The organism is Alteromonas ulvae (genome assembly GCF_048987005.1).
In the GTDB taxonomy this organism is placed as follows: Bacteria; Pseudomonadota; Gammaproteobacteria; order Enterobacterales; family Alteromonadaceae; genus Alteromonas.
This window is the reverse complement of the sequence record NZ_CP185261.1, coordinates 4,050,677-4,074,791: the sequence shown is the minus strand read 5'-3', so window position 1 is coordinate 4,074,791 and position 24,115 is coordinate 4,050,677. Positions and strand designations below refer to the sequence as shown.

Here is a 24,115-nt window from a genome sequence, read left to right as displayed (position 1 = left end):
ACCTGTAACCAATTCGCTTGTAGCCGTAGCAACCTTTGTCTAGCTAGGCGTCTCGCACAAGTCCCTTTTCGATAACTCTGATTAGCCTTTTTTGCTTGCGCTGTTCGCTGTCTTCGTAATGAGCTTTTGCAGTTTGCTGCGTTATAGCCCAATCGATATGCCTATCAACTTGCTCGCTTACCATTCCTCTTTGTGCCTTTAGCAACGTAATATTATCTTCACTAAAGTTCGCATTACCTATAGCCACAGCAATATTACGCTGCCATTTTTCGTAACCAATGCGGCGGATAGGTGAGCCGAGCGTGTTGGCTAAAAACGTTTCCTCACTCCAGGAAAATAAGGTTAAGAGGGATTGTCCGTGCAGTACTTGTCTTGGATAAAAGTCTTCTTCGGTTGTCACATCTGCGTAGCGGTTCCAAGGGCAAACAAGCTGGCAATCATCACAACCATAAATACGGTTGCCCATCAGAGGTCTAAGTTCCTCGGGAATATCTTCGCCTGACTCAATGGTAAGATAGGAAATGCATCGTCTCGCATCCACTTTGTAAGGGGCTACAATGGCATTGGTTGGGCAAATAGTCATACAGGCTGTACAGCTTCCACAGCCCTCTTCAATAGGAGAGTCGGTGGGCAACGGCAAGTTAATAAAAAGTTCGCCTAGAAAGAACCAAGAGCCGGCCTCTTTATTAAGCGTTAAGCTGTGTTTTCCGGTCCAGCCTAGTCCAGCTTTTTCAGCAATGGCATGCTCTAGCACAGGGGCAGAGTCTACAAAAGGCCGATATTCGGTATCACGATATTCGATAGCACTTAACGCAGCAGTAATTTTCTCACCCAGTTGCTTAAGTCGCTTGCGGAGCACTTTATGATAGTCTCGCCCAAGGGCGTAGCGACTGATGTAGCCAATGTCTGAGGTTTTAAGGTGTTTGGCAAAAGACGCGTCGGGTGGCAGATAATTCATTCGCACGCTGATTACTCTTAGCGTACCGGGCACCAATTCGTCTGGCCGAGCCCGTTTCATGCCATGCGCTTTCATGAAGTGCATGTCGCCGTGATAGTCGTTGTCTAGCCAATCTTGTAGATGAGTCTCGTGCTGATGTAGATCAATATCGCTGATACCAACTTGCTGAAAGCCTAGCGCAGCTCCCCAAGCCTTGATATTGTGGGTTAACTCAACGAGATCAATAGAATTAATTGCGGACATTTTCTCATGCTAGATACTCAACTCACGTCAAGTTTATCATACAAATTATTTCGAGCCGACCAAGTTCGGGAAAATGAAAAGTTAGCTGCTGCTAATTCAAACTGTGACATGTTTACATTGATGCAGCGCGCTGGAGACGCGGTTTTTAAGCAGTGCTTAGAGCTAATTCCTAATTCCGATGTTTATCTCGTTCTTGTGGGGCAGGGCAATAATGCGGGAGACGGATACATAGCCGCAATGAACGCAAAGCTAGCGGGTAAGCAGGTGTATGTGTGCGCCATTGAGCCTGAGAGAGTGTTAGAGGGCGATGCTGGACTCGCGCAAAAGCGGTGGCTTGACTCAGGTGGTACGGTAGCATGTTTCGATGCCTCAATACTTGAGCGAGCCGATGTGATCATTGATGGGTTATTAGGCACGGGAATTAATAGCTACATCAGAAACGAGTTCGCCGATGTTATCGATGCCATAAACAGCAGCGATACACCAGTGGTTAGTGTTGATGTTCCCTCTGGGTTAGACGCTAATACCGGACAAAGTTTAGGTCGCTGTGTGCAAGCTGATATTACGGTAACTTTTGTCGGCATCAAGCCCGGGTTAGTCACAGGAGCGGGTAAACAATCGTGCGGTAAATTGGTTTATGCAGATTTAGGTATTGGTAATGCGTTTCAGTCGTTGGCAAAGGCGAGCGCTACCATGTTAAACATAGACCACTTTAAAGGCATGGGACCAAGGGATGTTCACAGTCATAAAGGCACTTATGGTCGATTGCTATGTATAGGTGGTAATAAGGGGACTGCCGGAGCCATTCGTTTAGCGGGCGAAGCGGCGCTTCGAAGTGGTGCGGGAATGGTGCGGGTTTATACTCACCAATCTTCCGTTGTGCAGGTAAGCGCTGGGCGCCCTGAATTAATGGTAACCGATAGCCGGTTAGACGATGCCCTTCAATGGGCAAGTTGTGTTGTTATCGGGCCTGGCCTTGGTCAGGACGAGTGGGCTGAAGAGGCATTCTCTACCACGCTTAAACATTGCCAACAGACGAACAAACCTATCGTTATTGATGCTGATGCGCTCAATATACTGTGCAAGCAGTCTACGGCGTTCACGCTATCGCAAAGTATTCTCACGCCTCACGCGGGTGAAGCCGCTCGTTTGTTAGGCGTGTCGATAGATGACGTTGAAAGCGATCGGTTTAACTATGCTCGCCAGTGTTCGCAGCGCTATCACTCGGTGTGTGTACTAAAAGGTGCAGGTACGTTAATCGACAACGAGAAACAGACGTGGGTATGTCGACATGGCAACCCCGGCATGGCAACCGCTGGCAGTGGCGATGTACTCAGCGGTATTTTAGGCGCGTTACTCGCTCAAGGTGTAGAGACCGATATTGCGGCGAAGTATGGCGTAGTACTGCATGCAAAAGCGGGTGATGATATTGCCCAACAGTATGGACAACGTGGTATGATAGCAAGTGATTTTTTTGATGCAGTTCGTCGCTTGATAAACCACAAATAAGTGCTTTTTTGACAAAGCCTTTTTGATTTACGGTTTGTAAGATATTTACTGCACAGTTTAGTTTTAGTGGAATAACGTCGATGTCTTACCCGCAGTCCTCCTATTTTGCTAGCGATGTTGATGATACATCGCTACTAGCTCAAGACCTTGCTCAAGCAGTGTCTAGCCAGTTGCCCGCTAATGTGGTGGTTTTTCTCAATGGCGACCTCGGCGCTGGAAAAACTACATTTAGCCGTTATTTTATTCAGGCACTTGGTCATTCAGGCAGTGTTAAAAGTCCTACCTATACACTGGTTGAACCTTATGAGTTAGACAGCGTCAATATATATCACTTTGATTTATATCGCTTATCAGATCCTGAAGAATTAGAATTCATGGGCATACGCGATTATTTTGGCGGTGATGCGGTTGCCCTTGTTGAATGGGCGGAAAAGGGGGGAGAGTACTTGGCATCCCCGGACTTAGTGATTAATATAAATGCAACGCCATCGGGTAGGCAGTTTGTTTTAGAGTCAAAATCTGCACTTGGCGCAAAGCTGCTCCAGCAATGTAAACGTATATAAAAACGACAAAATTACATCTTGCGTAATTCACGTGAGAGTGAAGACGTAAAGGCAAATTATGGTGCGCAGTATAATATCGATCGTAATGTTGTGTCTTGTGACGCACGTAGTCAGTGCTGCACAAAACACGATTAATGATGTAAGAGTGTCTCCAGAAACCACAAGGACACGTATTGTCTTTGATGTAGACACTGCCCCAGACTTTACCTACTTCACACTCAAAAAACCGCTGCGAGTGGTCATAGATTTTAAAAATACTGCGAATACGTTTGCACTTTCTTCGGTTGAAAACAGTGGCAGCTTAGTTAAAAAGCTTCGTTATTCAACACCTAAACATGCAACCTCTGCGCGTGTTGTCGTAGAGCTAAATCGCAATGCTGAACCCTCACTGTTTGCAGTGGCGCCTAATACGTCCTATGGCCATAGACTAGTGCTTGATTTGGCCGATAGTGCGCCTGAAGTTACACGAGAGTCTGCTTCTTCAGCCAGTTCGTCTTCAGAGCAGCGGGTGATTATTGATGAATCTAGCAGTACTCGCGATCGCGACATCATCGTTGCCATTGATGCGGGTCATGGCGGTCAAGACCCTGGCTCAATCGGTCCCGCCGGCTCCTTTGAAAAACATATTACCCTGAGTATTGCCAAGCGGCTGCAAGCTATGGTCGATGCAGAAGATGGTATGCGGGCCATTATGACGCGAACTGGCGATTATTACTTGTCACCCAATAAACGACCAGAAATTGCACGTCAGAAAAAAGCGGATTTACTGATATCTATTCACGCGGATGCCTTCACTCAACCGCAGCCTCGCGGAGGCTCAGTATGGGTGCTATCGATGCGAAGAGCTGATACAGAATTAGGGCGTTGGATGGAAAAAACCGAGCGACACTCGGAATTACTCGGTGGGGCCGCTGAAGTCATCAGTGATAAGTCCAGTGAGCGCTATTTAGCTGAGACTATTTTAGGGCTCTCAATGGATCACTCCATGGCAACAAGCCATGATTTAGGCAGTAAAGTAATAGAAGAATTGAAAGCCGTAACGTCTTTGCATAAGCACAAACCGCAAGCGGCAAGTTTGGCAGTGTTAACCGCACCTGATATTCCTTCAATTCTGGTAGAGGTTGGGTTTATTTCAAACCCTCAAGAAGAAAAAAATCTCAATTGGTCCACATATCGAGAGCGATTAGCGAAAGCCATGTTTAATGCTGCTAAGCGCTACTTCAGACAAGTTCCTCCAGATGGCACGCTGTGGGCCGCTGAAAAAGCAAAAAATAGAACCCACCGTGTTCGCTCTGGGGAGTCGCTCTCATTATTGGCTCAGCGTTACAATGTGAGAGTGAGCAGTATCAAAGCCGCGAACAACTTGCGTAACGATGTTGTGCGCATCGGGCAAGTGTTAACTATCCCCAGCACCTGAGAAACAATACTTTTTATTAATTGGTTATTGTTGGCCATCGCTATGCTTTATTTACAAAGCAACGCCTATTTATTTTGAAGACAGAGGTTTCCTTGCCAATACAGCTTTTATCGCCACAACTTGCAAACCAAATTGCCGCTGGTGAAGTGGTAGAGCGGCCTGCGTCGGTTGTTAAAGAACTGCTCGAAAACAGTGTAGACGCTGGTGCGACTAAAATTGAAATTGATATTGAAAAAGGCGGGCATAAAAGAATTCGCATTAAAGACAATGGCAGCGGTATAGCAAAAGACGAGCTACAGCTTGCATTGAGTCGACATGCAACCAGCAAAATATCGACGCTGGACGATTTAGAGCAAATTCTTTCACTAGGCTTTCGTGGTGAAGCCCTCGCTAGTATCAGTTCGGTGGCGCGCTTAACGCTTACGTCTAAAACAGAATCGCAAAGCGAAGCATGGGAAGCCTATTGTGAAGGCAGAGATATGTCGGTGAACGTTCGCCCAGCTGCACATCCTGTGGGAACCACAATAGACGTTGCTGACCTCTTTTACAATACACCGGCTCGACGCAAATTTTTGCGAACGGAAAAGACGGAATTTCAACATATAGAAGACGTTATTAAACGTGTCGCGTTGAGTTACCCTCATGTCTCTTTTATCCTCAAGCACAACGATAAAGTCATTAAGCGGTATATTGCTGATAAAGGAGGCAATATTGAACGCCGTATCGCTGCGGTCGTTGGTCAAAAGTTTATTCAAAATGCAGTGCACATTAATACGCAGTACGATGGGTTAACGATTGATGCCTGGCTAGGCAATGAGGTGATGCTAAGAAGCAGTAACGACTGTCAGTTTAGCTTCGTCAATAGTCGGGGAATGCGCGATAAGTTAATTATGCACGCTATTCGCCAAGCCTACGAGAGCGTATGGGGTGTGGTTGAGCAGCCTAGTTTTGTTGTGTATTTAAACTTAGATCCTAAAGATGTGGACGTAAACGTTCATCCGGCTAAACACGAAGTGCGATTTCAACAAAGTCGTCTGGTACATGACTTCATATGTAAAAGTGTTTGCGATGCATTATACGCGCTGAGCAACGAGCACGGCGACTCCAATCACCAGCGGCATGGCGAGAGCCCCATTGGCAGCAAACAATCTGCCGATTATATGCATCCTGAAGTGGCACATGGCTATATTCGCCCGCTAGATAAAGCCAGTTCACACACCCACGTTTCACAAACTGACAATACATACGCTGATGATAACTTGGAATCTGTTCATCAATTAAAAACAGGTTCATCTGTGTCTTATCGAGGAGCGTCAGGCGAAGGTAAACTAAATGCGGGCGGATCCTACGCGGGTGAAGCTAACGCTGACGAAAGAGGCTCGCCGTCACCACCACGTGGACGCGTGGCGGAATTCCAACGACAAAGTAAAGGACCTTCTGCGGCTTATCAGGCAGGGTTCAACGCCTTAATGACGCCAACTAAAGACAGTTTACACAAACATAATACTGACTCGGACGAGACGACCTGCATGAGTCTTGGTGCTATGCACAGATTGTATCCGAAAGGAGATAACGTATTACTAATCTCCGCAAATAACCTCGTTGGTGTATGGTTGACTGAATTATTCTGTAAAGCTAAGCATGAACAGCCCCTGTTAATGCCCGTGGCTATTCACGCCGACGAGGTTACCCAATCTACGCTAGACGTGCTGTCACAACTGCACTTTGACATCAACAAAGTGGCGGGGAAATATCGCTTGCAACAAGTACCGGCAGGCTGCAGACATTTACCGTGGATAAAGTGGTTTGAGCATCTGCTATGCGCTTCAGTATCAACACCGCAAAGCATCGCCGACAACGTGGTTATCCCAAAAGAGGATATGGACGAACAATCGTCAGCTGAAGTGTGGTACTGGTTGGAGCAGCAAAGTCATTCTAAACAATGGGAATATATTGAGCAATTTGCTAAAGTGCGCTCGACAAACGACATACTAAAAGCATGGGGAGAATAATATGTCTATTGGCATAGAAACTGCTTCTCCTGTATTGGCAATAATGGGTCCGACGGCATCAGGCAAAACTGCTTTGGCATTAGACGTTGCCAAGCACACTGAATGCGAGATTATCAGTGTTGATTCAGCCTTGGTTTACAAAGGCATGGACATCGGTACGGCGAAACCAACCGAGCAAGAACAGTCGGTGGTTCACCATCACCTTATCGATATCATTGACCCCGCTGAAAGTTATTCGGTGTCGCAATTTGTGAACGATACAACGCGACTAATTGGTGAAATTCATGGTCGTGGCAAGCTACCCATGTTGGTAGGAGGTACAATGATGTACTTTAATGCCTTGATAAATGGAATTTCGTCACTACCTAAGTCGAACGAAAGTATTCGCGAGCAAATAAACCGTGAAGCACAAGTGTTAGGATGGACGCATTTACACAACGAACTCAAGGGTGTCGATGCGATAAGCGGGAAAAGAATTCATCCCAATGATCCTCAGCGTATCACGCGGGCACTAGAGGTTTATCGCGGTACAGGAAAAACCCTGACTCACTGGCAGCAGCAAGAGGGTACAAAGTGCCCTTATGAGATAACACAGTTTGCTATAGCGCCTGAAGATAGATCTATACTACATGAGCGGATAGCGCGCAGGTTCGACACAATGCTTGCTGAAGGCTTTGAAGATGAAGTGAAAAAGTTATACGAGCGAGGTGATCTTTCTGACGAGTTGCCTTCTATTCGTTCTGTGGGCTATAGACAGATGTGGCAGTACTTTGAAGGACAACTTAGTTACGATGATATGCGTGAACGCGGTATCATTGCGACTAGGCAGCTTGCCAAAAGACAGCTTACTTGGTTACGTGGTTGGCAGGGTGTGACGTGGTTAGACACATTTGCTAACGATAAATTGACTAAAATTGCAGCACGAGTCACACTCTAAACGATTGAGTGTGGTATACAATAGACGTGAGGCGGAGTGAAACAGCGCCCGCTAATAATAAAAATTAAGGATTACAAATGGCTAAAGGGCAATCTTTACAAGACCCATTCTTGAACGCTTTGCGCAAGGAACGTATCCCAGTATCTATTTATCTGGTAAATGGAATTAAACTTCAGGGGCAAGTTGAGTCTTTCGATCAATTTGTTATTTTACTGAAGAACACAGTGAGCCAAATGGTTTACAAACATGCAATTTCAACCGTTGTTCCAGCACGTGCTATCACGATGCCAAGCACAACAGGAGATTCCGAAAATACTAAAACTGAATAAATTAAAAGGTAACGCGCTTGTTTGACCGTTATGAAGCCGGTGAACAGGCTGTACTTGTTCATATACATTTTTCTGATGAGAACAGCAAAGAAGACTTAAGTGAGCTTGAGTTACTTGTGTCTTCAGCCGGTGTCAATGCCGTTGAGGTCATTACTACTTCGCGCAGTGCACCCCATGCAAAATTCTTTGTCGGATCAGGTAAAGCAGAGGAAATAGCTGCTGCTGTTAAGGCACACGATGCCAACGTAGTTATTTTCAATCACTCCCTCTCTCCCTCACAGGAGCGAAATCTCGAGGCTGTGTGCAAATGCAGAGTATTAGATCGCACAGGTCTAATACTCGATATCTTTGCCCAACGTGCTAGAACCCATGAGGGTAAACTTCAAGTGGAGCTGGCACAGCTGCGTCATATCTCTACTCGTTTGATACGAGGCTGGACCCACCTTGAGCGCCAGAAAGGGGGGATAGGATTACGCGGGCCAGGTGAAACGCAGTTAGAAACTGATCGTCGCTTATTACGCGGGCGTATTAAAGCCATTCTACGCCGTTTAGAAAAGGTTCAAAAACAACGTGAACAGGGAAGACGTTCGCGCAAACGAGCCGAAATACCAACGGTATCCTTAGTTGGTTATACAAATGCGGGTAAATCTACACTGTTTAATACCATTACAGATTCACACGTATACGCTGCTGACCAATTGTTTGCCACCCTTGACCCTACACTCAGGAAAATTGATTTGCAGGATGTTGGGCCGGCTATTCTTGCCGACACGGTTGGGTTTATCCGTCATCTTCCCCACGACCTTGTTGCCGCATTTAAAGCGACGCTGCAAGAGACCCAAGAGGCTGATTTGTTGCTTCACGTCGTCGATATTGCGGATGCCAAATACCGTGAGACGATGGATGAAGTGAATAACGTATTAGAAGAAATTGACGCAGGCGAGATACAACAATTACTAATCTGTAATAAGATTGATAAACTAGACGATGTCGAACCGCGTATAGAAAGAAACGAGGAAGGTATTCCAACCCGAGTGTGGCTGTCAGCCCAATCTGGTGAGGGTACAGAGCTTCTTGGTCAAGCACTCACTGAATGCCTAGCCAAAAGCATGGTAAATTATACCTTGAAGATACCTCCGGCACATAGCCGTCTTCGTGGAGTGCTTTACGAGCTTAACTGCATTTCCAACGAAGAGTATGACAACCAAGGTGATTGGGTAGTGGATGTGAGAATGCCAACTGCCGATTGGAATAGACTCGAAAAGCGTCTAGAAAACGGAATATCAGAGTATGTTGTGCGACATTAACCAATGCGAAAGCGTTGATAATGCATGCGAACTTAAAAAATAAAACTGTAATCTATGGAGTATCAGCATGGCTTGGAATGAGCCGGGTGGCAATAAAAACGACCCGTGGAAGAATCGCGGAGGCCGAGAGCAAGGTCCCCCAGATTTAGATGATGTATTCAAAAACTTATTCGGTAAGTTTGGAAAATCAGGTGGCAATGGTGGCGGTTCAGGTAAAAGCCTAGGCGGTATCGGTGCTGGTATTTTAGCTGGGTTACTCATAGCCATTTGGGTTATAAGTGGCTTTTACACTATCAGAGAAGCTGAGCAAGGCGTTGTTTTGCGCTTTGGTGAGTATCATAAACAAGTGGAGCCAGGTTTACGTTGGGCCCCTACGTTTATTGACTCTGTGATACCGGTAGACGTTCAGTCTATCAGAGACCAATCTTCATCAGGTTCAATGCTGACGGAAGACGAGAACGTGGTCAGTGTTCAAATGGAAATGCAGTTTCGCGTCGTTGACCCTGTTCGCTGGACGTTCGCAGTAGAAGATCCAGATCGTAGTTTAAGCCAGTCGTTAGACAGCGCAATTCGTTATGTTGTTGGTCATTCTAAAATGGACGATGTGTTAACAGACGGTCGTGAGCTAACTCGCCAACGTGTGTGGGAAGAGCTTCAGGGTATTATTGACCCCTACAACATGGGTGTATCCATTATTGATATGAACTTTAGGGATGCTCGTCCGCCAGAGCAAGTCAAAGACGCATTTGACGACGCGATAGCGGCGCAAGAAGATGAGCAGCGTTTCATTCGTGAAGCAGAAGCATACGCAAGAGAAATTGAACCGCGCGCACGTGGTCAGGTCAACCGTATGAATGAAGAAGCCCAAGCATACAAAGAGCGTGTAACGTTGGAAGCCCAAGGTGAAGTAGCACGCTTTGAAGAGTTGCTTCCTCAGTTTGAGCGTGCGCCTGTGGTAACCCGAGAACGTATTTACCTTGAAACCATGGAAGAAGTGCTGAGTAATTCTAGCAAAATCCTTGTGGACAGTAAGGGCGGTAATAACATGATGTATTTACCACTTGATAAGATCATGGATCGCCAACGTGAAAATGCAAAGCCAACGTCGAGAAGCACGCTAGAAGGATTACAAATGCCGGTAACGAATGAAGGCGGTCGTAACCTTAACAGTACTCCAACATCAGGCCTGCGCGGCGAATCATTCAGAGAAGGGAGATAATCGCTATGAAAAACATAATTATTGCTGTTGTCGTTCTCCTAGTTCTTTTGGCGTCGGGTTCTTTGTTTGCTGTTAAAGAGGGTGAACGAGCGATTGTCATCCAATTTGGTAAAATACAACGTGATGAAGCCACTGGCGAGACACGAGTGTTTACACCAGGCTTACACTTTAAATTACCATTTATCGACTCTGTGCGTCGTTTAGATGCGCGCATCCAAACGCTTGATGGTCAACCAGATCGCTTTGTAACCACTGAGAAGAAAGACCTTATCGTCGACTCCTATGTAAAATGGCGTATCGACGACTTTGCTCGTTACTACCTATCTACGGGTGGCAACAAGCTACAAGCCGAAGCGCTATTGAAGCAAAAGGTGAACAACGGTCTGCGTTCAGAGTTTGGTACTAGAACTATTGCGCAAATTGTGTCAGGCGAGCGTTCAGCGCTAATGAACCAAGCCATGGAGCAAGCGTCTACATCATCTGATGAATTGGGTATACAGATTGTTGATGTGCGAGTGAAGCAAATCAACTTGCCAACAGAAGTGAGTAACTCTATCTTCCAGCGTATGCGTGCTGAACGTGCAGCGGTTGCTCGTGAGCACCGTTCTGAAGGTCAAGAGCAAGCGGAAGTGATCCGCGCAAACATTGATGCGAAAGTGACGGTCATGCTTGCCGATGCCGAGCGTAATGCTAGACAACTACGCGGTGAAGGTGACGCCCTAGCAGCGCAAATATATGCTGACGTGTACTCGAAAAACTCAGATTTTTACAGCTTCCTTCGCAGTATGGATGCTTACAAGAAGAGTTTCTCTAGTAAGCAAGACGTCATGGTTATTGCGCCAGACAGTGATTTCTTCAAGTACATGAACCAATCACAAGCTAAATAAGTGAGTTTATGCATTGAAAAGCCAGCCTTCGCGCTGGCTTTTTTATGTCTGCTGTAAAGTGCTAAGTGGTTGTTTTAATATGATATCTTAGGGATTCACTCGTCTTGTCTTTGAGCGCTAAACAGCTCATTTATACCTCGCTCTGCCAAAGTCGTGTTAAATCCGATAAAATGCTGCCGAATCTACAATAAAAGTGCCGCTAACTACGCCGTGATCTTTGTTGCTTTATGCATATCACACAACGCATCTTTGCCTTCCCAGCAACGAGCATGTTAAGCAGGCACACCATAACGACAGAGGGAACGTTTTGACAACGGACAACAAACAAATAAAGTCTGCCGGTAATAACGGTGGACAAGTTGGTTTATTTTCGCGGTTTTTGGCAACGGTAGAATGGTTAGGGAACTTACTTCCACACCCGGTTACCCTGTTTGCACTGCTATCGCTATTTATCGTCTTACTCAGCGGTATTCTCGGTTATTTTGACTTAGCTGTGGCCGACCCTCGGCCAGAGGGTGCCAAAGGCCGAGAAGCTGATGGAATGATTGAAGTTATTTCGTTAATGAGCGCCGAGGGACTGCAGCGCATTGTTACCGGCTTAGTGACTAACTTCACTGGTTTTGCTCCACTTGGAACGGTGTTAGTTGCACTACTTGGTGTATCAGTAGCGGAGCACTCTGGGCTGCTTTCGGCGGCCATGCGGGCACTCGTGATGAATGCGTCTAAACGCGCAGTGACCTTTGCCGTGGTGTTTGCGGGTATTGTGTCAAATACCGCATCGGAGCTGGGCTATGTGGTTCTTATCCCGCTTGCGGCAATGATATTTCATTCTCTAGGAAGACACCCCTTAGCGGGCTTGGCGGCAGCCTTTGCTGGCGTATCGGCGGGGTATAGTGCCAATCTTCTATTAGGTACAGTAGATCCACTCCTTTCGGGTATTACTGAAGCCGCGGCGCATATGATAGATCCTGATTACGTTGTCGGTCCTGAGGTGAATTGGTATTTTATGTTTATCAGTACCTTTGTGGTAGCAACCATGGGCGCGTTAGTTACTGAAAAGGTGGTTGAGCCGCGATTAGGTGAATATGATCCCTCAGAGGCCTCTATTGATTTGGGCAATCAATCTATGGATGCGCCAACTAATGTTGAGAAAAAAGGATTACGTTGGGCGGGTATTTCATTTGCCTTAGTGTGCGCTATTTTGGCACTTACGGTGGTTCCTGAAAATGGCATTTTACGCCACCCTGAGACTGGGGAAGTTGCGGGTTCTCCCTTCCTAAAAGGCATTGTCGCCTTTATTTTTATTACCTTTGCTGTTCCAGGTTTTGTTTATGGCAAGATTACAGGCTCCATGAAAGGCGATAAAGACGTTATTGACGCTATGTCAAAGAGCATGGGCGCTATGGGCTTATATATTACGTTGGTGTTTTTTGCTGCTCAGTTTGTGGCATTTTTCAAATGGACAAACTTAGGCACTGTATTGGCCGTAAAAGGCGCGGCACTATTACAAGCCGCCGGTTTAGATGGGCCCTCTGTATTTATTCTGTTTATTTTGATGTGTGGTGTGGTCAATCTTTCACTTGGCAGTGCATCGGCACAATGGGCTGTAACCGCTCCCATTTTTGTTCCCATGCTTATGCTGATTGGCTATGCGCCTGAGGTTATTCAGGCGGCGTATAGAATTGGTGACTCAGTGACCAATGTCATTGCACCTATGATGAGTTATTTCGGGCTTATACTAGCCATGGCCGCTAGGTATAAGAAAGATTTGGGAATGGGTACACTCATTGCAATGATGTTGCCTTATTCAATGGTATTTATCGTTGGTTGGACAATTCTGTTTTATGTATGGGTGTTCTTACTAGGTATGCCGGTAGGGCCAGGTGCAGCAACTTACTACCAGCCATAGCATTTAGGGTTCGGAATTGAATCCGCAGCCTCTTATCTGAAAAGCGTATGCGTATTAATAAAAGGGCGTGGGATTTTATCTCACGCCCTTATTGTTTTAATCTTAATATGCTATCAATAGAATTGTGTATTTATAGGCTCACAAGAGATCATAAAAGCCCTTAATTCAGTATAATAGTGGCATTACGTTGTACTTTTCGGACTGCTTTTAATGAAATACAAATCGAATAAAGGTTTTACGCACGGCCAAGCGGATAAAATTGGCGTGCTAGTGACCAACTTAGGCACACCTCAAGCACCAACCAAACAAGCGCTACGCCCTTACTTAAAAGAGTTTTTATCAGATCCGAGAGTGGTGGAAGTGCCTCGTCTTATTTGGTGGTTTATTCTAAATATGGTTATTTTGAATATTCGCCCGAAGCGCTCTGCCGAAGCGTATTCAACGGTTTGGACAGATGAAGGCTCACCATTACTATCGATTACCAAGGCCCAGTCACAAGCGATAGCCCAGCGCTGTAAAGAAAAATACGGCGATGATGTTATTGTCGATTTTGCTATGCGTTACGGTCAACCAGCCATTAGCGATACGATTGATAAGATGTTAGAAAATGGAGTGAGAAAACTGGTAGTACTGCCCCTTTATCCTCAATACAGTGCATCCACTACAGGCTCTACGTTTGATGCTATTGCAAATGATTTTACGAAAAGACGTTGGTTACCTGAACTGCGTTTTATCAACCACTACAATGACAGAAGTAACTTTATCGAAGCCCTTGCCAATAAGGTGAAAGCCCACTGGGAAAAACACGGTCGTGCCGATAAGCTTATTCTCTCTTATCATGGTATTCCTAAGCGTTACTTGATGAATGGTGACCCTTATCACTGCGAGTGCCATAAGACGTCACGTTTACTGGCTGAAAAGCTCGGTTTATCTCATGATGAATACATGACGACATTCCAATCCCGTTTTGGGCGAGAAGAATGGTTAAAACCGTATACTGATGAAACCTTAAAAGGGCTGCCTGGTAAAGGTGTTAAATCAATCCAGATCATGTGCCCGGGCTTTTCCGCTGATTGTTTAGAAACGATTGAAGAGATAGGCGAAGAGAACCACGAGTACTTTATGGAAGCTGGGGGAGAGCGTTATGAATATATTGACGCGCTAAATAGCGATGAAGAACACATCGATGTGCTATTTGATATCGTTCAAGAAAACCTGCATGGTTGGACGGTAGAATCTGATAATTCGGTGCGCGCAGGATTGGCTAAAGCCTTAGGCTCCGAGGTATAGATTCTGAGGTATATCTGAGGTATATCTGAGGTATATCTGAGGTAGAGATGCCAAGGAGTAGAATCTGAAGTATAGCCTTTGAAATATATGCCCCAAATTGTAGGACATGAAATATAGACTCCGAGACATGGGGCACTAAATATAGGTTTAGTTTCAGGCCTGAGTCATTCAAATGGGGCATGTTAATGTTCATGCCCCATTGTTAATTTGCATCTGGGCAGCACGCCCTACTAGGAGTGGATATGGACGTTAAAGCACCACCGGCATTACTGAAAGCGCAGAAGCTCGCTAACCTATTAGACACTGCGATTAAACTTCCTTTTATCCCAATCAAAATTGGCTTGGACTCCATTGTCGGCTTAATCCCAGGTGCAGGTGATGCACTCATGTTGTTTGTATCTTTGCGTATTGTATGGCTTGGTAAATCACTCGGTATGCCAAGCGCCTTAGTTTCGCAGATGGTAAAAAATTCGGCCATCGATTTTGGTTTGGGTTTTATTCCCTTTGTTGGCGACATCATCGATGTGTTCTATAAGGCAAACCAGAAAAACGTGCGCGTAATGGAGCGCTGGTGGATAAACGAGAATAAAGCATCGGTAGATGCCGCCACCAAAGAGAAGCTCGAACAATGGGAAGCGGAACAGAAAAATAACGATGCTTAGAGATTCTTTGACAATGTAAAGTCATTTCGCCTAGTCTAAAATTTGTGCAGAAAAAGTCAGCATTCCTTAGGCACAAACACCACAATTCACCTATTGTTATTGCCATACCAATCGATTATTGGCTTAAGTGCGTAGCAATAGGCACTATTTGAATTTATTAACAAAGGAGTGTGCGATATATGAAAGCGTCTGACTTATTTGTAAAGGCACTCGAGGCCGAGGGCGTAGAGTACGTGTTCGGCATTCCAGGCGAAGAAAATTTAGACTTGCTAGAGTCGTTGCGTTCCTCCTCCATCAAGCTTGTGCTCACACGTCACGAGCAGGGTGCTGGCTTTATGGCGGCTACCTATGGGCGATTAACCGGTAAAGTAGGTGTTTGCCTAGCAACTCTTGGTCCAGGGGCAACTAATTTAGTTACTCCCGCTGCGTATGCGCAACTTGGCGCTATGCCCATGCTGATGATAACGGGGCAAAAACCCATTAAAACCAGCAAGCAAGGGCGTTTTCAAGTCATCGATATTGTGGACATGATGCGTCCTATCACCAAATTTACCACGCAAGTGGTAAGCGGTGACAGAATACCCTCAACAGTGAGGGAAGCGTTTCGACTGGCTCATCAAGAGCGACCTGGCGCGGTTCACATCGAACTACCAGAGGACATCGCCGCGGAACAAACTACCGCGCACCTCCTAGAGCCAAGTGTGGCAAGACGACCTATTGCGGAATATAAAGCGGTGTCTTCTGCGGTATCTATGATAGAAAACGCAACATCGCCACTGCTATTAATTGGTGCCGGTGCTAACCGAAAGCTTACCGCTAAAATGCTTCGCGAATTCGTGGATAAAACCTGTATCCCGTTTGTGACCACGCAAATGGGTAAAGGCGTACTTAACGAAAGCGATCCGAGATTTGCCGGTAATACGGCTCTATCGGATGGTGACTTTGTACACCGTGCTATCGAGCGGGCAGACCTTATTATTAATGTGGGTCACGACGTGGTAGAGAAGCCGCCCTTCTTTATGCATCACAACGATAAAAAAGTGATCCACGTTAATTTCGACCCCGCTGCAGTGGACCCTGTGTATTTCCCGCAGCTTGAAGTTGTTGGCGACATTGCTAATAGCATTTGGCAAATCAAAGAAGACATTACGCCGCAAAAAGACTGGAAGCTCGATTTTTACAAAGATGTTCACGAAGCGTATGTGCATCATCGTGCAGAGGCCGAAGACGACAATCGTTTTCCAATAATGCCAGAACGCTTTGTGAGAGATATTAGAAAGGTGATGCCCGACAACGGCATTGTGACCCTTGATAACGGTATCTATAAAATTTGGTTTGCTCGTAATTATCCCGCTTATCATCCCAATACTCTTTTACTCGACAACGCGTTAGCCAGTATGGGCGCCGGGTTACCGTCTGCAATGGCCGCAAAATTAGTGAATCCAGACGTGCCAGTGCTAAGTGTTTGCGGCGACGGCGGTTTTATGATGAATAGTCAAGAAATTGAAACTGCAGTGCGGCTTAAGCTCGACCTCGTGGTGATCATTTTGCGGGACGACGCCTATGGCATGATCAAATGGAAACAGGCTAACATGGCGTTTGACGAATTCGGGTTGGACTATGGAAACCCCAACTTTGTTAAATACGCTCAAAGCTATGGCGCGCAAGGCTGGCGAGTGGATGATACCGACGTACTTATTCCCATGGTTGAGCGTTGTTTACAGACCCCGGGCGTTCACATCATCGATTGTCCCATTGATTACAGCATGAACGATGAAACGCTTAATCATACCATTAAAGAACTCAGTGCTAAGTTGTGATATTGCGCGCTTAAGTAGCCACTGCACTCAGCAATTTAAAACAGCAAAGCAAAACAGAAGGAGCCGATATGTTAAAGGAAAGCTATCCGTACTATCTCGCCAGCGAGGCGTGTTACGCTAACACTAATCTTGACGTGACAAACAAATATACCGGTGAGGTAGCCACGCAAGTTGCCATCGCCGACGCCGATACTATCGATAAGGCCATTGCGGCGGCAGAAGCCGCCCAGCCGGCAATGACCGCGATGGCACCTTATGAGCGCCAAGCTGTGCTAGAGCATTGTGTAAAGCGATTTCAAGAGCGCGCCGATGAGCTTGCACAAGCGCTGTGCATAGAAGCGGGAAAGCCAATTAAAGATGCTAAAGGCGAGGTAAGTCGCCTTATCGACACGTTTAAAATTGCTGCTGAGGAATCGGTGCGTATTAACGGCGAAGTGGTTAATTTAGAAATTTCAGCTAAAGCTAAAGGGTATCAAGGTATGACGAAGAAGGTGCCAATAGGGCCTTGTTCGTTTATTTCACCCTTTAACTTTCCCCTTAATTTAGCGGCGCACAAGGTGGCACCCGCTATTGCTGCGGGTTGTACATTTGTGCTTAAGCCTGCATCACGCACACCCATTGGTGCACTTATTATTGGTGAAGTGCTAGCTGAAACCGCATTGCCCAAAGGTGCGTTTTCCATTTTGCCTTGCAGCAGAGATGGCGCAGACCTTTTTACAACAGACGAGCGTTTGAAGCTGCTTAGCTTCACAGGCTCTCCAGATGTAGGTTGGGCCCTCAAGGCCAAGGCAGGTAAAAAACCGGTAGTGTTAGAGCTAGGTGGTAACGCTGCGTGTATTGTTGATGAGGATGCCGACCTTGATGATGCCGTAGAGCGCATTATTATTGGTGCTTACTATCAGTCCGGCCAAAGCTGCATCAGTGTGCAAAGGCTACTGGTACACAGCGCCATTTATGATGATTTTAAAGCGCGATTCGTTGAAAAAGTAAAAGCGTTGGTCAGTGGTGATCCGTCGAGTGAAGATACCTTCATTGGGCCTATGATTTCTGAGGGCGAGGCGAAGCGACTTCACGATTGGATTATCGACGCTGAAAAAGCAGGCGGAAAAATTCTGTGTGGCGGTACCAGAGACGGTGCCATGCTTGATGCTACGGTAATGGAAGGGGTACCGAAAGACTGTGATGCTAGCGCGGAAGAAGCGTTTGGTCCGCTATCAGTGCTCTATTCTTTTGACAGTTATGAAGAGGCGCTAGATGAAGTTAATAACAGCCGTTATGGACTGCAGGCTGGCGTGTTTACCCGAGATATTTATAAAGCGCATAAGGCGTGGAACGAGCTAGATGTTGGTGGTGTTGTCATTGGTGATGTACCAAGCTGGCGCGTAGATAATATGCCTTATGGCGGAGTGAAAGATTCTGGCTTGGGCAGAGAAGGCATACGTTACGCCATCGAGGATATGTCAGAGACACGGCTGATGGTGCTGCGAACGCCGCAGTAATTGCAACCCAATAATTAAGGCGCTAATAAGCGCCTTAATTTTTTGTGCTTTAATTAGGGCGTGTTGATCTTTGCTGTACATTTTTGCAGCGGTCTGTGAGCTATTTAGACAAGGCGAATGGTTGAAGGTCTAGCAGGCTAAATCGAAACCATTCAACGCAGGATAAATAGCTCACAGGCGCTGCCCGAAGGGGGCGTTATGGAAGCATTTTACTCTTTGTCACAGCCCTTTGACTTAGCCCACTAGGCCTACAGGGCTGTTTCGCGATTAAAATGCTTCCATTTAGCCCAAAACTCGTACAGCAAAGATCAACACGCCCTAGAAACCGACAATGCCACATTTCGAGAAAGACATGTTTTTAACGTGTCAGTTTTCGATAAGCTTACGTTGCTGCATACTCTTCAAGTATCGCTAGCGGAATAACGTCTAACGCCTTTTCATGTGTAGCCTCTAGACGCACGGTAGGTGCCACGCCAGCTTCATAAGCTTGTAGCCATCGACTTGCGCATAAACACCATCTGTCGCCCGCAAGTAGGCCCGAAAATTCCATGCTCGGCCACGGCGTTATAAGGTCATTACCCTGGCGCAGGGAAAATTGTAAGAACTCATCGGTTACTACTGCACATACGCTATGATTGCCCACATCAGCCGAAGGCACATAGCAAAAGCCTTCCCTCGTAAAACCGGCGTTGCCGCAGCAAAGCTGAAGCGGTCTGCCATAAACATTTTTTGCATTCGCCAAAATCAAATACCTCGCTAATTGCGTATTCAGTAAATCTAGAGTGTATACGGTTTTGTGTAAAAAGGGATGCATCCCTTTTTACACATCATGTTGATAACCCCTTTTTGTACACTCCATTTTTCGAGATACGCTTTTTGAGATACGCTTCTCAAAATATGAGTTTCGAGACATGATTTTCGAAATACGAACTTGAGGTAACACATACATGTTGGATAAAAGCACCAAAAGCGGCAACGTCAACTTCTCTCAAGAGGAAATAGCGAGATTTGATGCACTTGCTGAAACCTGGTGGGATCCAAAAGGTAAATTTAAAACGGCGCTAGACTTTAACAAAGCGAGACTTGACGTTATTGAGTCCCAAATACGCTCACATTTTACATGCCAAGAGAGCTCGACACCCTTTTCTAACCTATCAATCATTGATATTGGCAGTGGCGGCGGCCTAATCAGTGAACCACTTGCGTCAAAAGGCGCAACTGTTACGGGTATTGATGCCAGCGCAGTAAGCGTACAGGTTGCTAAACGCCACGCTGAACAAAATAATGTGGATGTGGAATATCGCCATCAACTCTCCAGCGAAGTCGTTAAAGAAGGGCGTCAGTTTGACGTGGTGATTAATGCAGAGGTGGTTGAGCATGTGCCGGATCAAAAGCAGCTAATCAATGAGTGTGCTAGCATGGTGAAACCTGGTGGGCTGCTCATTTTAGCGACGCTAAACAGAACCCTGAAAAGTTTCGTCATTGCTATTGTTGGCGCTGAATACGTTATGCGCTACCTGCCCATCGGCACCCATGACTGGCGTAAGTTTGTCACCCCTAAAGAGCTTATTGATTGGGTCGGCGACGACTTTAAAGTCCAGCATCAAGTGGGCATGAAACTCAATCCGTTCACTTCTACGTGGCATACTACATCAAGCCTCGCGGTGAATTATATTCAGACATATGCTAACCAGCAGTAGGTCTAGTCCCCTATTGCTAGTGCTTTACTATTAGTAGCATGTGGAATGACATGTTCGATGTAAATTGCCGGTTTAGTTTCTTAAGTATATCCAGTGCTAATGGTCACTATCCATACTAAAAATAGTATGGATAGTCATACGCTTAAATTGTTCTAACTTACTGATTATTAGACACTCACCGCTGTCGCATTGCTTAAATAACTTCAAATATCCCTTTCCCGCATATTAAACATTCTTTCACCCCCTTGATCTTCACATTGCATTTACATAATTTTAACAAAGGTCTGACCACAGACCTGTTTAAAGAGTTTGCCGTTTATACAGACGGCTCAATAAAATTGAAGGTTGATACGATTCTAATTCGTTCGATAAAAGGTCGTGGAATAAAAGGTCGTCGATACGGGTAAACGTCGTAGGATAAAAGGGAAACACATGAAAATAATTAAAAGAGTGTCACTACTAATCGCGGTAGTTTGCATGGCATTTGCCAGTCATGCTTCAGCATCCACATACGCGAAAACGAAATACCCTATCGTGCTAGTACATGGCCTATTCGGGTTCGAAGATATCTTATTTGTAGATTACTTCTACAAAGTCCCGCAAAAGCTAACACGCAACGGTGCCGTTGTTTACATTGCCGAAGTATCACCGGCAAACTCAACGGAAGTGCGCGGAGAGCAGTTATTGAACTATATAGACGAAGTGCTTGCGTTATCAGGCGCTGAAAAAGTGAATTTGATTGGGCACAGCCACGGTGGCCCAACTGCACGCTATGCGGCAAGCGTTGCACCAGATAAAGTGGCCTCAGTAAGCTCGGTAGGTGGTGTGAACTGGGGCAGTAAGGTAGCAGACCAACTGCGTAATGCTATTGCTGAAGACTCTTTTCAAGAAGATGCTGCTGGGGTTGTTGTTAACGCATTTGCCAACATTATTGAGTTTGCCTCGGGGTCAGATCCTAGAGACAAACCCACCGACGCTATTGCTGCGTTAAATTCGTTGTCAACGGATGAAACCGTGAGGTTTAATCAACGCTACCCAGAGGGTATGCCATCGGCGTACTGCAGAAATGATGGCAAAATGCTGGCGGAAAATGGGGTGTATTATTATTCATGGAGTGGAGGTAACACTTTTACCAATGCACTTGACGTTGTCGATCCTTTCTTAGCCATTACTGGCACTGCATTTAACGAAGCCAATGATGGATTAGTGGCTACCTGTAGCTCTCACTTAGGCAAAGTACTGCGAGATAACTACAGAATGAACCATCTCGACGAGGTTAATCAAAGTTTTGGTATCACCCACTGGTTTGAAACCAACCCAGTAAATGTGTTCCTGCAGCAGGCTAACAGACTAAAACGTCAAGGGCTGTAGTGAAAAAGTCAATTATAGGAGGAGGGCTGATAGCCTTCCTTTTCATTGTGGTGTTAATTACCGTTGCTAAAACAGAAGTTAACACACAAGCTAATACAGATACTTCTTCAGTGTCGATGACGAGCCCACAAAATACTAATGAGGACGGCTTGTCCACAGTGGCCAAAGAGAATATAAAAAGCGCCAATGCAAGTAAGGCAGCGCCATCCACAGCTGAAAATGAAAATACTAATAAACTCATCCCATTTGTGCTTAATGAGCTGGTAAAAGATAAATTCGAGCTATTTATTGCAGAACACGCTGAACAAGCGCCGTTGGCCGTACAAATTGCCTATGTGACCCACAGCGAGTCGCTGCATACCAACGATACCCATGATTACGCGGTAGACCTATTTTCTCGGTTTGTTAATTACAAGGTGGCATTAGCGAGCGAAGATGTGGAAATAGACGCAGTTCAGTCGCCATTGAACGATGTCCAAGAGAAGCTAGCTGCCCGATACGATTTAAGACGGCAGTTTTTCAGTCACCAAGAGTATAACTATTTATTTGGTAGCGATGCGGCCTCCGACGACGATGCACTTGCACGGCTGACCATAGCCCAAGACAATACTCTCACTCGCGAGGAAAAAAAGCATACCATCATCGAGTCTTTGGCTGGCGCAAGCGATAGAGAAGCCTTTAATCCAACGGTTGATATGCACAAAATTCAACAAATAAAGCAGCAATACTCTGATAACAACTCTCGCTTTAGCGCAATAAGCGCTGAGTTTGGTCATGAAGTGGCAGCGCGTTTTAATACATTGTGGGAAAAGCAGGGCGCGTGGGAAAAAAAAGTAGCAGATTACCGCGCCCATGTTAAAAAGTTGGAAAGTGCTAATCTTTCAAAGCAAGAATACACCAAATTAAAACGTGAATATGAGACCTCAAATTTTGTAGAAAATGAAATAAAGCGTCTGAGAGTAGTGATGAACAGCAACAATCCATGATTAGGCAAAGCAAACAGGTATAACCATTCAGTGACTGAATAGACTCACCATAATTTAGAGTGATTTGATCCCAGTTTTACTAAGTTCTAATCTACTTAAAACAAACAGGGCCCTACAAGTATGAAAATTTACGAAACGAAAACCGCACCCAATCCACGCCGCGTTCGCATGTTTCTCGCCGAAAAAGGAATCGATATGGACTATGTTCAGGTTGATATCCAAAAAGGTGAAAACCTAAGTGCGGAAATGCGCGCCAAAAATCCTCTTGGCAAAATACCCATTCTTGAGCTTGACGATGGAACGTGCATTGCAGAAACAGACGCAATTTGTACCTATTTTGAAGCGCTTCACCCAGAGCCATCATTAATGGGAAGTAGTGCACTTGAAAAAGGCACTATTGCAATGTGGCAGCGCCAAGTAGAGTTGGCTCTTATGCTTCAAGTTGGCATGTGTTTTCAGCACACCACCGGTTATTTTAAAGATCGTATGGTCCCAGTCCCCGAGTATGGGAAAGAAGCGGGCATTAATGCGTCTAAGTATCTCAATATTCTGGAGCGCAGGTTAGAACTCAATACGTTTATTGCCGGGGACACGTTCTCGATTGCAGACATTACCGCCCTATGTGCCATCGATTTTGCCCGAGTTGTTGATATTAGAATTAACGAGAAGCAAACCAATCTTCTTCGTTGGTATGACAATGTGAATAGTAGAGCGAGTGCCAAAGCCTAATGATTGACCTATATACAGCATCAACACCGAATGGCTGGAAGGCCTCCGTAGCACTGGAAGAAATGGGGTTAGCATACTCTGTTGTGCCCGTGAATCTATTGAAGGGCGAACAGAAAACCGCATCGTTTCTCGCTAAAAACCCTAACGGTCGCATACCGGTAATTGTGGATAAAAGTGAAGACGATCACGTGGTCTTCGAATCTGGCGCCATCATGATTTATCTTGCTGAAAAAACCGGTATGTTTTTACCCGCCGATGTGAAAGGGCGCAGCAAAGTGTTGCAATGGTTGATGTTTCAGATGGGGGGCGTAGGGCCGATGATGGGACAAGCCAATGTCTTCTATCGATACCTAGAAGAAAAAATGCCTATTGCTATCGATAGATATCAAAATGAAGTGCGTCGACTGTTTACGGTGTTAGATGGTCATCTCGCCAACCACGAGTACTTGGTTGACGATTACAGTATTGCTGATATGGCAAACTGGTGCTGGGTAAGAACCTATGAGTGGTCGGGAGCTAGTATTGACGGGCTAGATAACCTCATTCGTTGGAAGAACAGTATTGAAGCTCGACCCGCAGCAAGGCGCGGCGTGGAAGTCCCTAGCAAGATAGACAAAGAAGCGTTGCTGAAAGGTGCAAAAAACGTGGTAACCCGTTAGAGCGGGTCGATTTCTGCAAACGGTTTTTTGAAAATTGCTTTTTTGCAAAAAATGGACAGTAAATATCAACAAACCCTGGTGGTAATATCGGTTTTAAACACACTTCTTA

The 24,115-nt window shown here is 45.7% G+C and carries 21 protein-coding genes; 19 read left to right on the top strand and 2 right to left on the bottom strand.

All coding sequences use genetic code 11. From position 1 onward, the window contains the following. Nucleotides 1-43 precede the first annotated feature (43 nt). On the bottom strand, nt 44-1,201 hold the full coding sequence (gene queG / locus ACOJR9_RS17610; RefSeq protein WP_420934181.1) for a tRNA epoxyqueuosine(34) reductase QueG: 1,158 nt from the start codon (nt 1,199-1,201) through the stop codon (nt 44-46). A gap of 6 nt (nt 1,202-1,207) precedes the next feature. Between queG and ACOJR9_RS17605 the strand changes: the two genes are divergently transcribed. The 14 genes from ACOJR9_RS17605 (at nt 1,208) to ACOJR9_RS17540 (ending at nt 18,561) form a co-directional block, all read left to right on the top strand. Further along, nucleotides 1,208-2,710, top strand: coding sequence for an NAD(P)H-hydrate dehydratase (locus tag ACOJR9_RS17605; protein WP_420934180.1), 1,503 nt, complete (start codon nt 1,208-1,210; stop codon nt 2,708-2,710). Between the two features lie 80 nt (nt 2,711-2,790). After that, a complete protein-coding gene (gene tsaE / locus ACOJR9_RS17600; protein ID WP_420934179.1) occupies nt 2,791-3,273 on the top strand; it encodes a tRNA (adenosine(37)-N6)-threonylcarbamoyltransferase complex ATPase subunit type 1 TsaE in 483 nt (160 codons plus the stop codon). A gap of 58 nt (nt 3,274-3,331) precedes the next feature. Then, a complete protein-coding gene (locus ACOJR9_RS17595) occupies nt 3,332-4,690 on the top strand; it encodes an N-acetylmuramoyl-L-alanine amidase (RefSeq protein WP_420934178.1) in 1,359 nt (452 codons plus the stop codon). Between the two features lie 92 nt (nt 4,691-4,782). Next, a complete protein-coding gene (mutL, locus tag ACOJR9_RS17590) occupies nt 4,783-6,702 on the top strand; it encodes a DNA mismatch repair endonuclease MutL (RefSeq protein WP_420934177.1) in 1,920 nt (639 codons plus the stop codon). A 1-nt stretch (nt 6,703) separates the two neighbouring features. After that, nucleotides 6,704-7,639, top strand: coding sequence for a tRNA (adenosine(37)-N6)-dimethylallyltransferase MiaA (gene miaA, locus ACOJR9_RS17585; RefSeq protein ID WP_420934176.1), 936 nt, complete (start codon nt 6,704-6,706; stop codon nt 7,637-7,639). 77 nt (nt 7,640-7,716) lie between these two features. Next, on the top strand, nt 7,717-7,968 hold the full coding sequence (hfq, locus tag ACOJR9_RS17580; RefSeq protein WP_032097709.1) for an RNA chaperone Hfq: 252 nt from the start codon (nt 7,717-7,719) through the stop codon (nt 7,966-7,968). 17 nt (nt 7,969-7,985) lie between these two features. Further along, a complete protein-coding gene (gene hflX, locus ACOJR9_RS17575) occupies nt 7,986-9,275 on the top strand; it encodes a ribosome rescue GTPase HflX (protein WP_420934175.1) in 1,290 nt (429 codons plus the stop codon). A 67-nt stretch (nt 9,276-9,342) separates the two neighbouring features. Next, complete coding sequence (gene hflK / locus ACOJR9_RS17570) at nt 9,343-10,494, top strand: FtsH protease activity modulator HflK (protein ID WP_420934174.1); 1,152 nt, start codon at nt 9,343-9,345, stop codon at nt 10,492-10,494. A 5-nt stretch (nt 10,495-10,499) separates the two neighbouring features. Then, entirely contained in the window at nt 10,500-11,381 is an 882-nt protein-coding gene (gene hflC, locus ACOJR9_RS17565) for a protease modulator HflC (protein WP_420934173.1), read from the top strand. Between the two features lie 307 nt (nt 11,382-11,688). Further along, a complete protein-coding gene (locus ACOJR9_RS17560; protein WP_420934172.1) occupies nt 11,689-13,290 on the top strand; it encodes an AbgT family transporter in 1,602 nt (533 codons plus the stop codon). Nucleotides 13,291-13,500: 210 nt separating this feature from the next. Further along, nucleotides 13,501-14,580 carry a ferrochelatase gene (gene hemH, locus ACOJR9_RS17555; RefSeq protein WP_420934171.1) on the top strand — a complete coding sequence of 360 codons (1,080 nt, stop codon included), beginning with the start codon at nt 13,501-13,503 and terminating at the stop codon, nt 14,578-14,580. Nucleotides 14,581-14,822: 242 nt separating this feature from the next. Further along, nucleotides 14,823-15,242: a DUF4112 domain-containing protein gene (locus ACOJR9_RS17550; RefSeq protein WP_420934170.1), complete on the top strand. Its 420-nt coding sequence runs from the start codon at nt 14,823-14,825 to the stop codon at nt 15,240-15,242. A 179-nt stretch (nt 15,243-15,421) separates the two neighbouring features. After that, nucleotides 15,422-17,062 carry an acetolactate synthase large subunit gene (locus ACOJR9_RS17545; protein ID WP_420934169.1) on the top strand — a complete coding sequence of 547 codons (1,641 nt, stop codon included), beginning with the start codon at nt 15,422-15,424 and terminating at the stop codon, nt 17,060-17,062. A 68-nt stretch (nt 17,063-17,130) separates the two neighbouring features. Beyond that, nucleotides 17,131-18,561, top strand: coding sequence for an aldehyde dehydrogenase family protein (locus ACOJR9_RS17540; RefSeq protein WP_420934168.1), 1,431 nt, complete (start codon nt 17,131-17,133; stop codon nt 18,559-18,561). A gap of 382 nt (nt 18,562-18,943) precedes the next feature. On the opposite strand, the gene ACOJR9_RS17535 is transcribed toward ACOJR9_RS17540, so the two are convergent. Next, the gene (locus ACOJR9_RS17535; RefSeq protein ID WP_032097788.1) at nt 18,944-19,303 is read right to left on the bottom strand and encodes a DUF2237 family protein; all 360 of its coding nucleotides are present in this window, start codon (nt 19,301-19,303) and stop codon (nt 18,944-18,946) included. Nucleotides 19,304-19,508: 205 nt separating this feature from the next. Between ACOJR9_RS17535 and ubiG the strand changes: the two genes are divergently transcribed. The 5 genes from ubiG (at nt 19,509) to ACOJR9_RS17510 (ending at nt 24,006) form a co-directional block, all read left to right on the top strand. Beyond that, nucleotides 19,509-20,261 (top strand): bifunctional 2-polyprenyl-6-hydroxyphenol methylase/3-demethylubiquinol 3-O-methyltransferase UbiG, encoded by a 753-nt coding sequence (gene ubiG / locus ACOJR9_RS17530; protein WP_420934167.1) that lies wholly within the window; start codon nt 19,509-19,511, stop codon nt 20,259-20,261. A 477-nt stretch (nt 20,262-20,738) separates the two neighbouring features. Then, nucleotides 20,739-21,632 (top strand): lipase family alpha/beta hydrolase, encoded by an 894-nt coding sequence (locus ACOJR9_RS17525; RefSeq protein ID WP_420936166.1) that lies wholly within the window; start codon nt 20,739-20,741, stop codon nt 21,630-21,632. Further along, the gene (locus tag ACOJR9_RS17520) at nt 21,632-22,618 is read left to right on the top strand and encodes a lipase secretion chaperone (RefSeq protein WP_420934166.1); all 987 of its coding nucleotides are present in this window, start codon (nt 21,632-21,634) and stop codon (nt 22,616-22,618) included. The genes ACOJR9_RS17525 and ACOJR9_RS17520 overlap by 1 nt, the downstream gene beginning before the upstream one ends. A 120-nt stretch (nt 22,619-22,738) precedes the next feature. Next, the gene (locus ACOJR9_RS17515) at nt 22,739-23,347 is read left to right on the top strand and encodes a glutathione S-transferase family protein (RefSeq protein WP_420934165.1); all 609 of its coding nucleotides are present in this window, start codon (nt 22,739-22,741) and stop codon (nt 23,345-23,347) included. After that, on the top strand, nt 23,347-24,006 hold the full coding sequence (locus ACOJR9_RS17510) for a glutathione S-transferase family protein (protein ID WP_420934164.1): 660 nt from the start codon (nt 23,347-23,349) through the stop codon (nt 24,004-24,006). The genes ACOJR9_RS17515 and ACOJR9_RS17510 overlap by 1 nt, the downstream gene beginning before the upstream one ends. The last annotated feature ends 109 nt before the right edge of the window (nt 24,007-24,115 follow it).

Bases quoted from the DNA above. Each gene is read 5' to 3' on its own strand.
- hflK (WP_420934174.1), top strand. From the start codon at position 9,343: ATGGCTTGGAATGAGCCGGGTGGCAATAAAAACGACCCGTGGAAGAAT.
- ACOJR9_RS17510 (WP_420934164.1), top strand. From the start codon at position 23,347: ATGATTGACCTATATACAGCATCAACACCGAATGGCTGGAAGGCCTCC.
- ACOJR9_RS17525 (WP_420936166.1), top strand. From the start codon at position 20,739: ATGGCATTTGCCAGTCATGCTTCAGCATCCACATACGCGAAAACGAAA.
- ACOJR9_RS17545 (WP_420934169.1), top strand. From the start codon at position 15,422: ATGAAAGCGTCTGACTTATTTGTAAAGGCACTCGAGGCCGAGGGCGTA.
- ubiG (WP_420934167.1), top strand. From the start codon at position 19,509: ATGTTGGATAAAAGCACCAAAAGCGGCAACGTCAACTTCTCTCAAGAG.
- ACOJR9_RS17605 (WP_420934180.1), top strand. From the start codon at position 1,208: ATGCTAGATACTCAACTCACGTCAAGTTTATCATACAAATTATTTCGA.
- miaA (WP_420934176.1), top strand. From the start codon at position 6,704: ATGTCTATTGGCATAGAAACTGCTTCTCCTGTATTGGCAATAATGGGT.
- hfq (WP_032097709.1), top strand. From the start codon at position 7,717: ATGGCTAAAGGGCAATCTTTACAAGACCCATTCTTGAACGCTTTGCGC.
- ACOJR9_RS17550 (WP_420934170.1), top strand. From the start codon at position 14,823: ATGGACGTTAAAGCACCACCGGCATTACTGAAAGCGCAGAAGCTCGCT.
- ACOJR9_RS17595 (WP_420934178.1), top strand. From the start codon at position 3,332: ATGGTGCGCAGTATAATATCGATCGTAATGTTGTGTCTTGTGACGCAC.
- ACOJR9_RS17515 (WP_420934165.1), top strand. From the start codon at position 22,739: ATGAAAATTTACGAAACGAAAACCGCACCCAATCCACGCCGCGTTCGC.
- hemH (WP_420934171.1), top strand. From the start codon at position 13,501: ATGAAATACAAATCGAATAAAGGTTTTACGCACGGCCAAGCGGATAAA.
- hflC (WP_420934173.1), top strand. From the start codon at position 10,500: ATGAAAAACATAATTATTGCTGTTGTCGTTCTCCTAGTTCTTTTGGCG.
- ACOJR9_RS17540 (WP_420934168.1), top strand. From the start codon at position 17,131: ATGTTAAAGGAAAGCTATCCGTACTATCTCGCCAGCGAGGCGTGTTAC.
- tsaE (WP_420934179.1), top strand. From the start codon at position 2,791: ATGTCTTACCCGCAGTCCTCCTATTTTGCTAGCGATGTTGATGATACA.
- queG (WP_420934181.1), bottom strand. From the start codon at position 1,201: ATGTCCGCAATTAATTCTATTGATCTCGTTGAGTTAACCCACAATATC.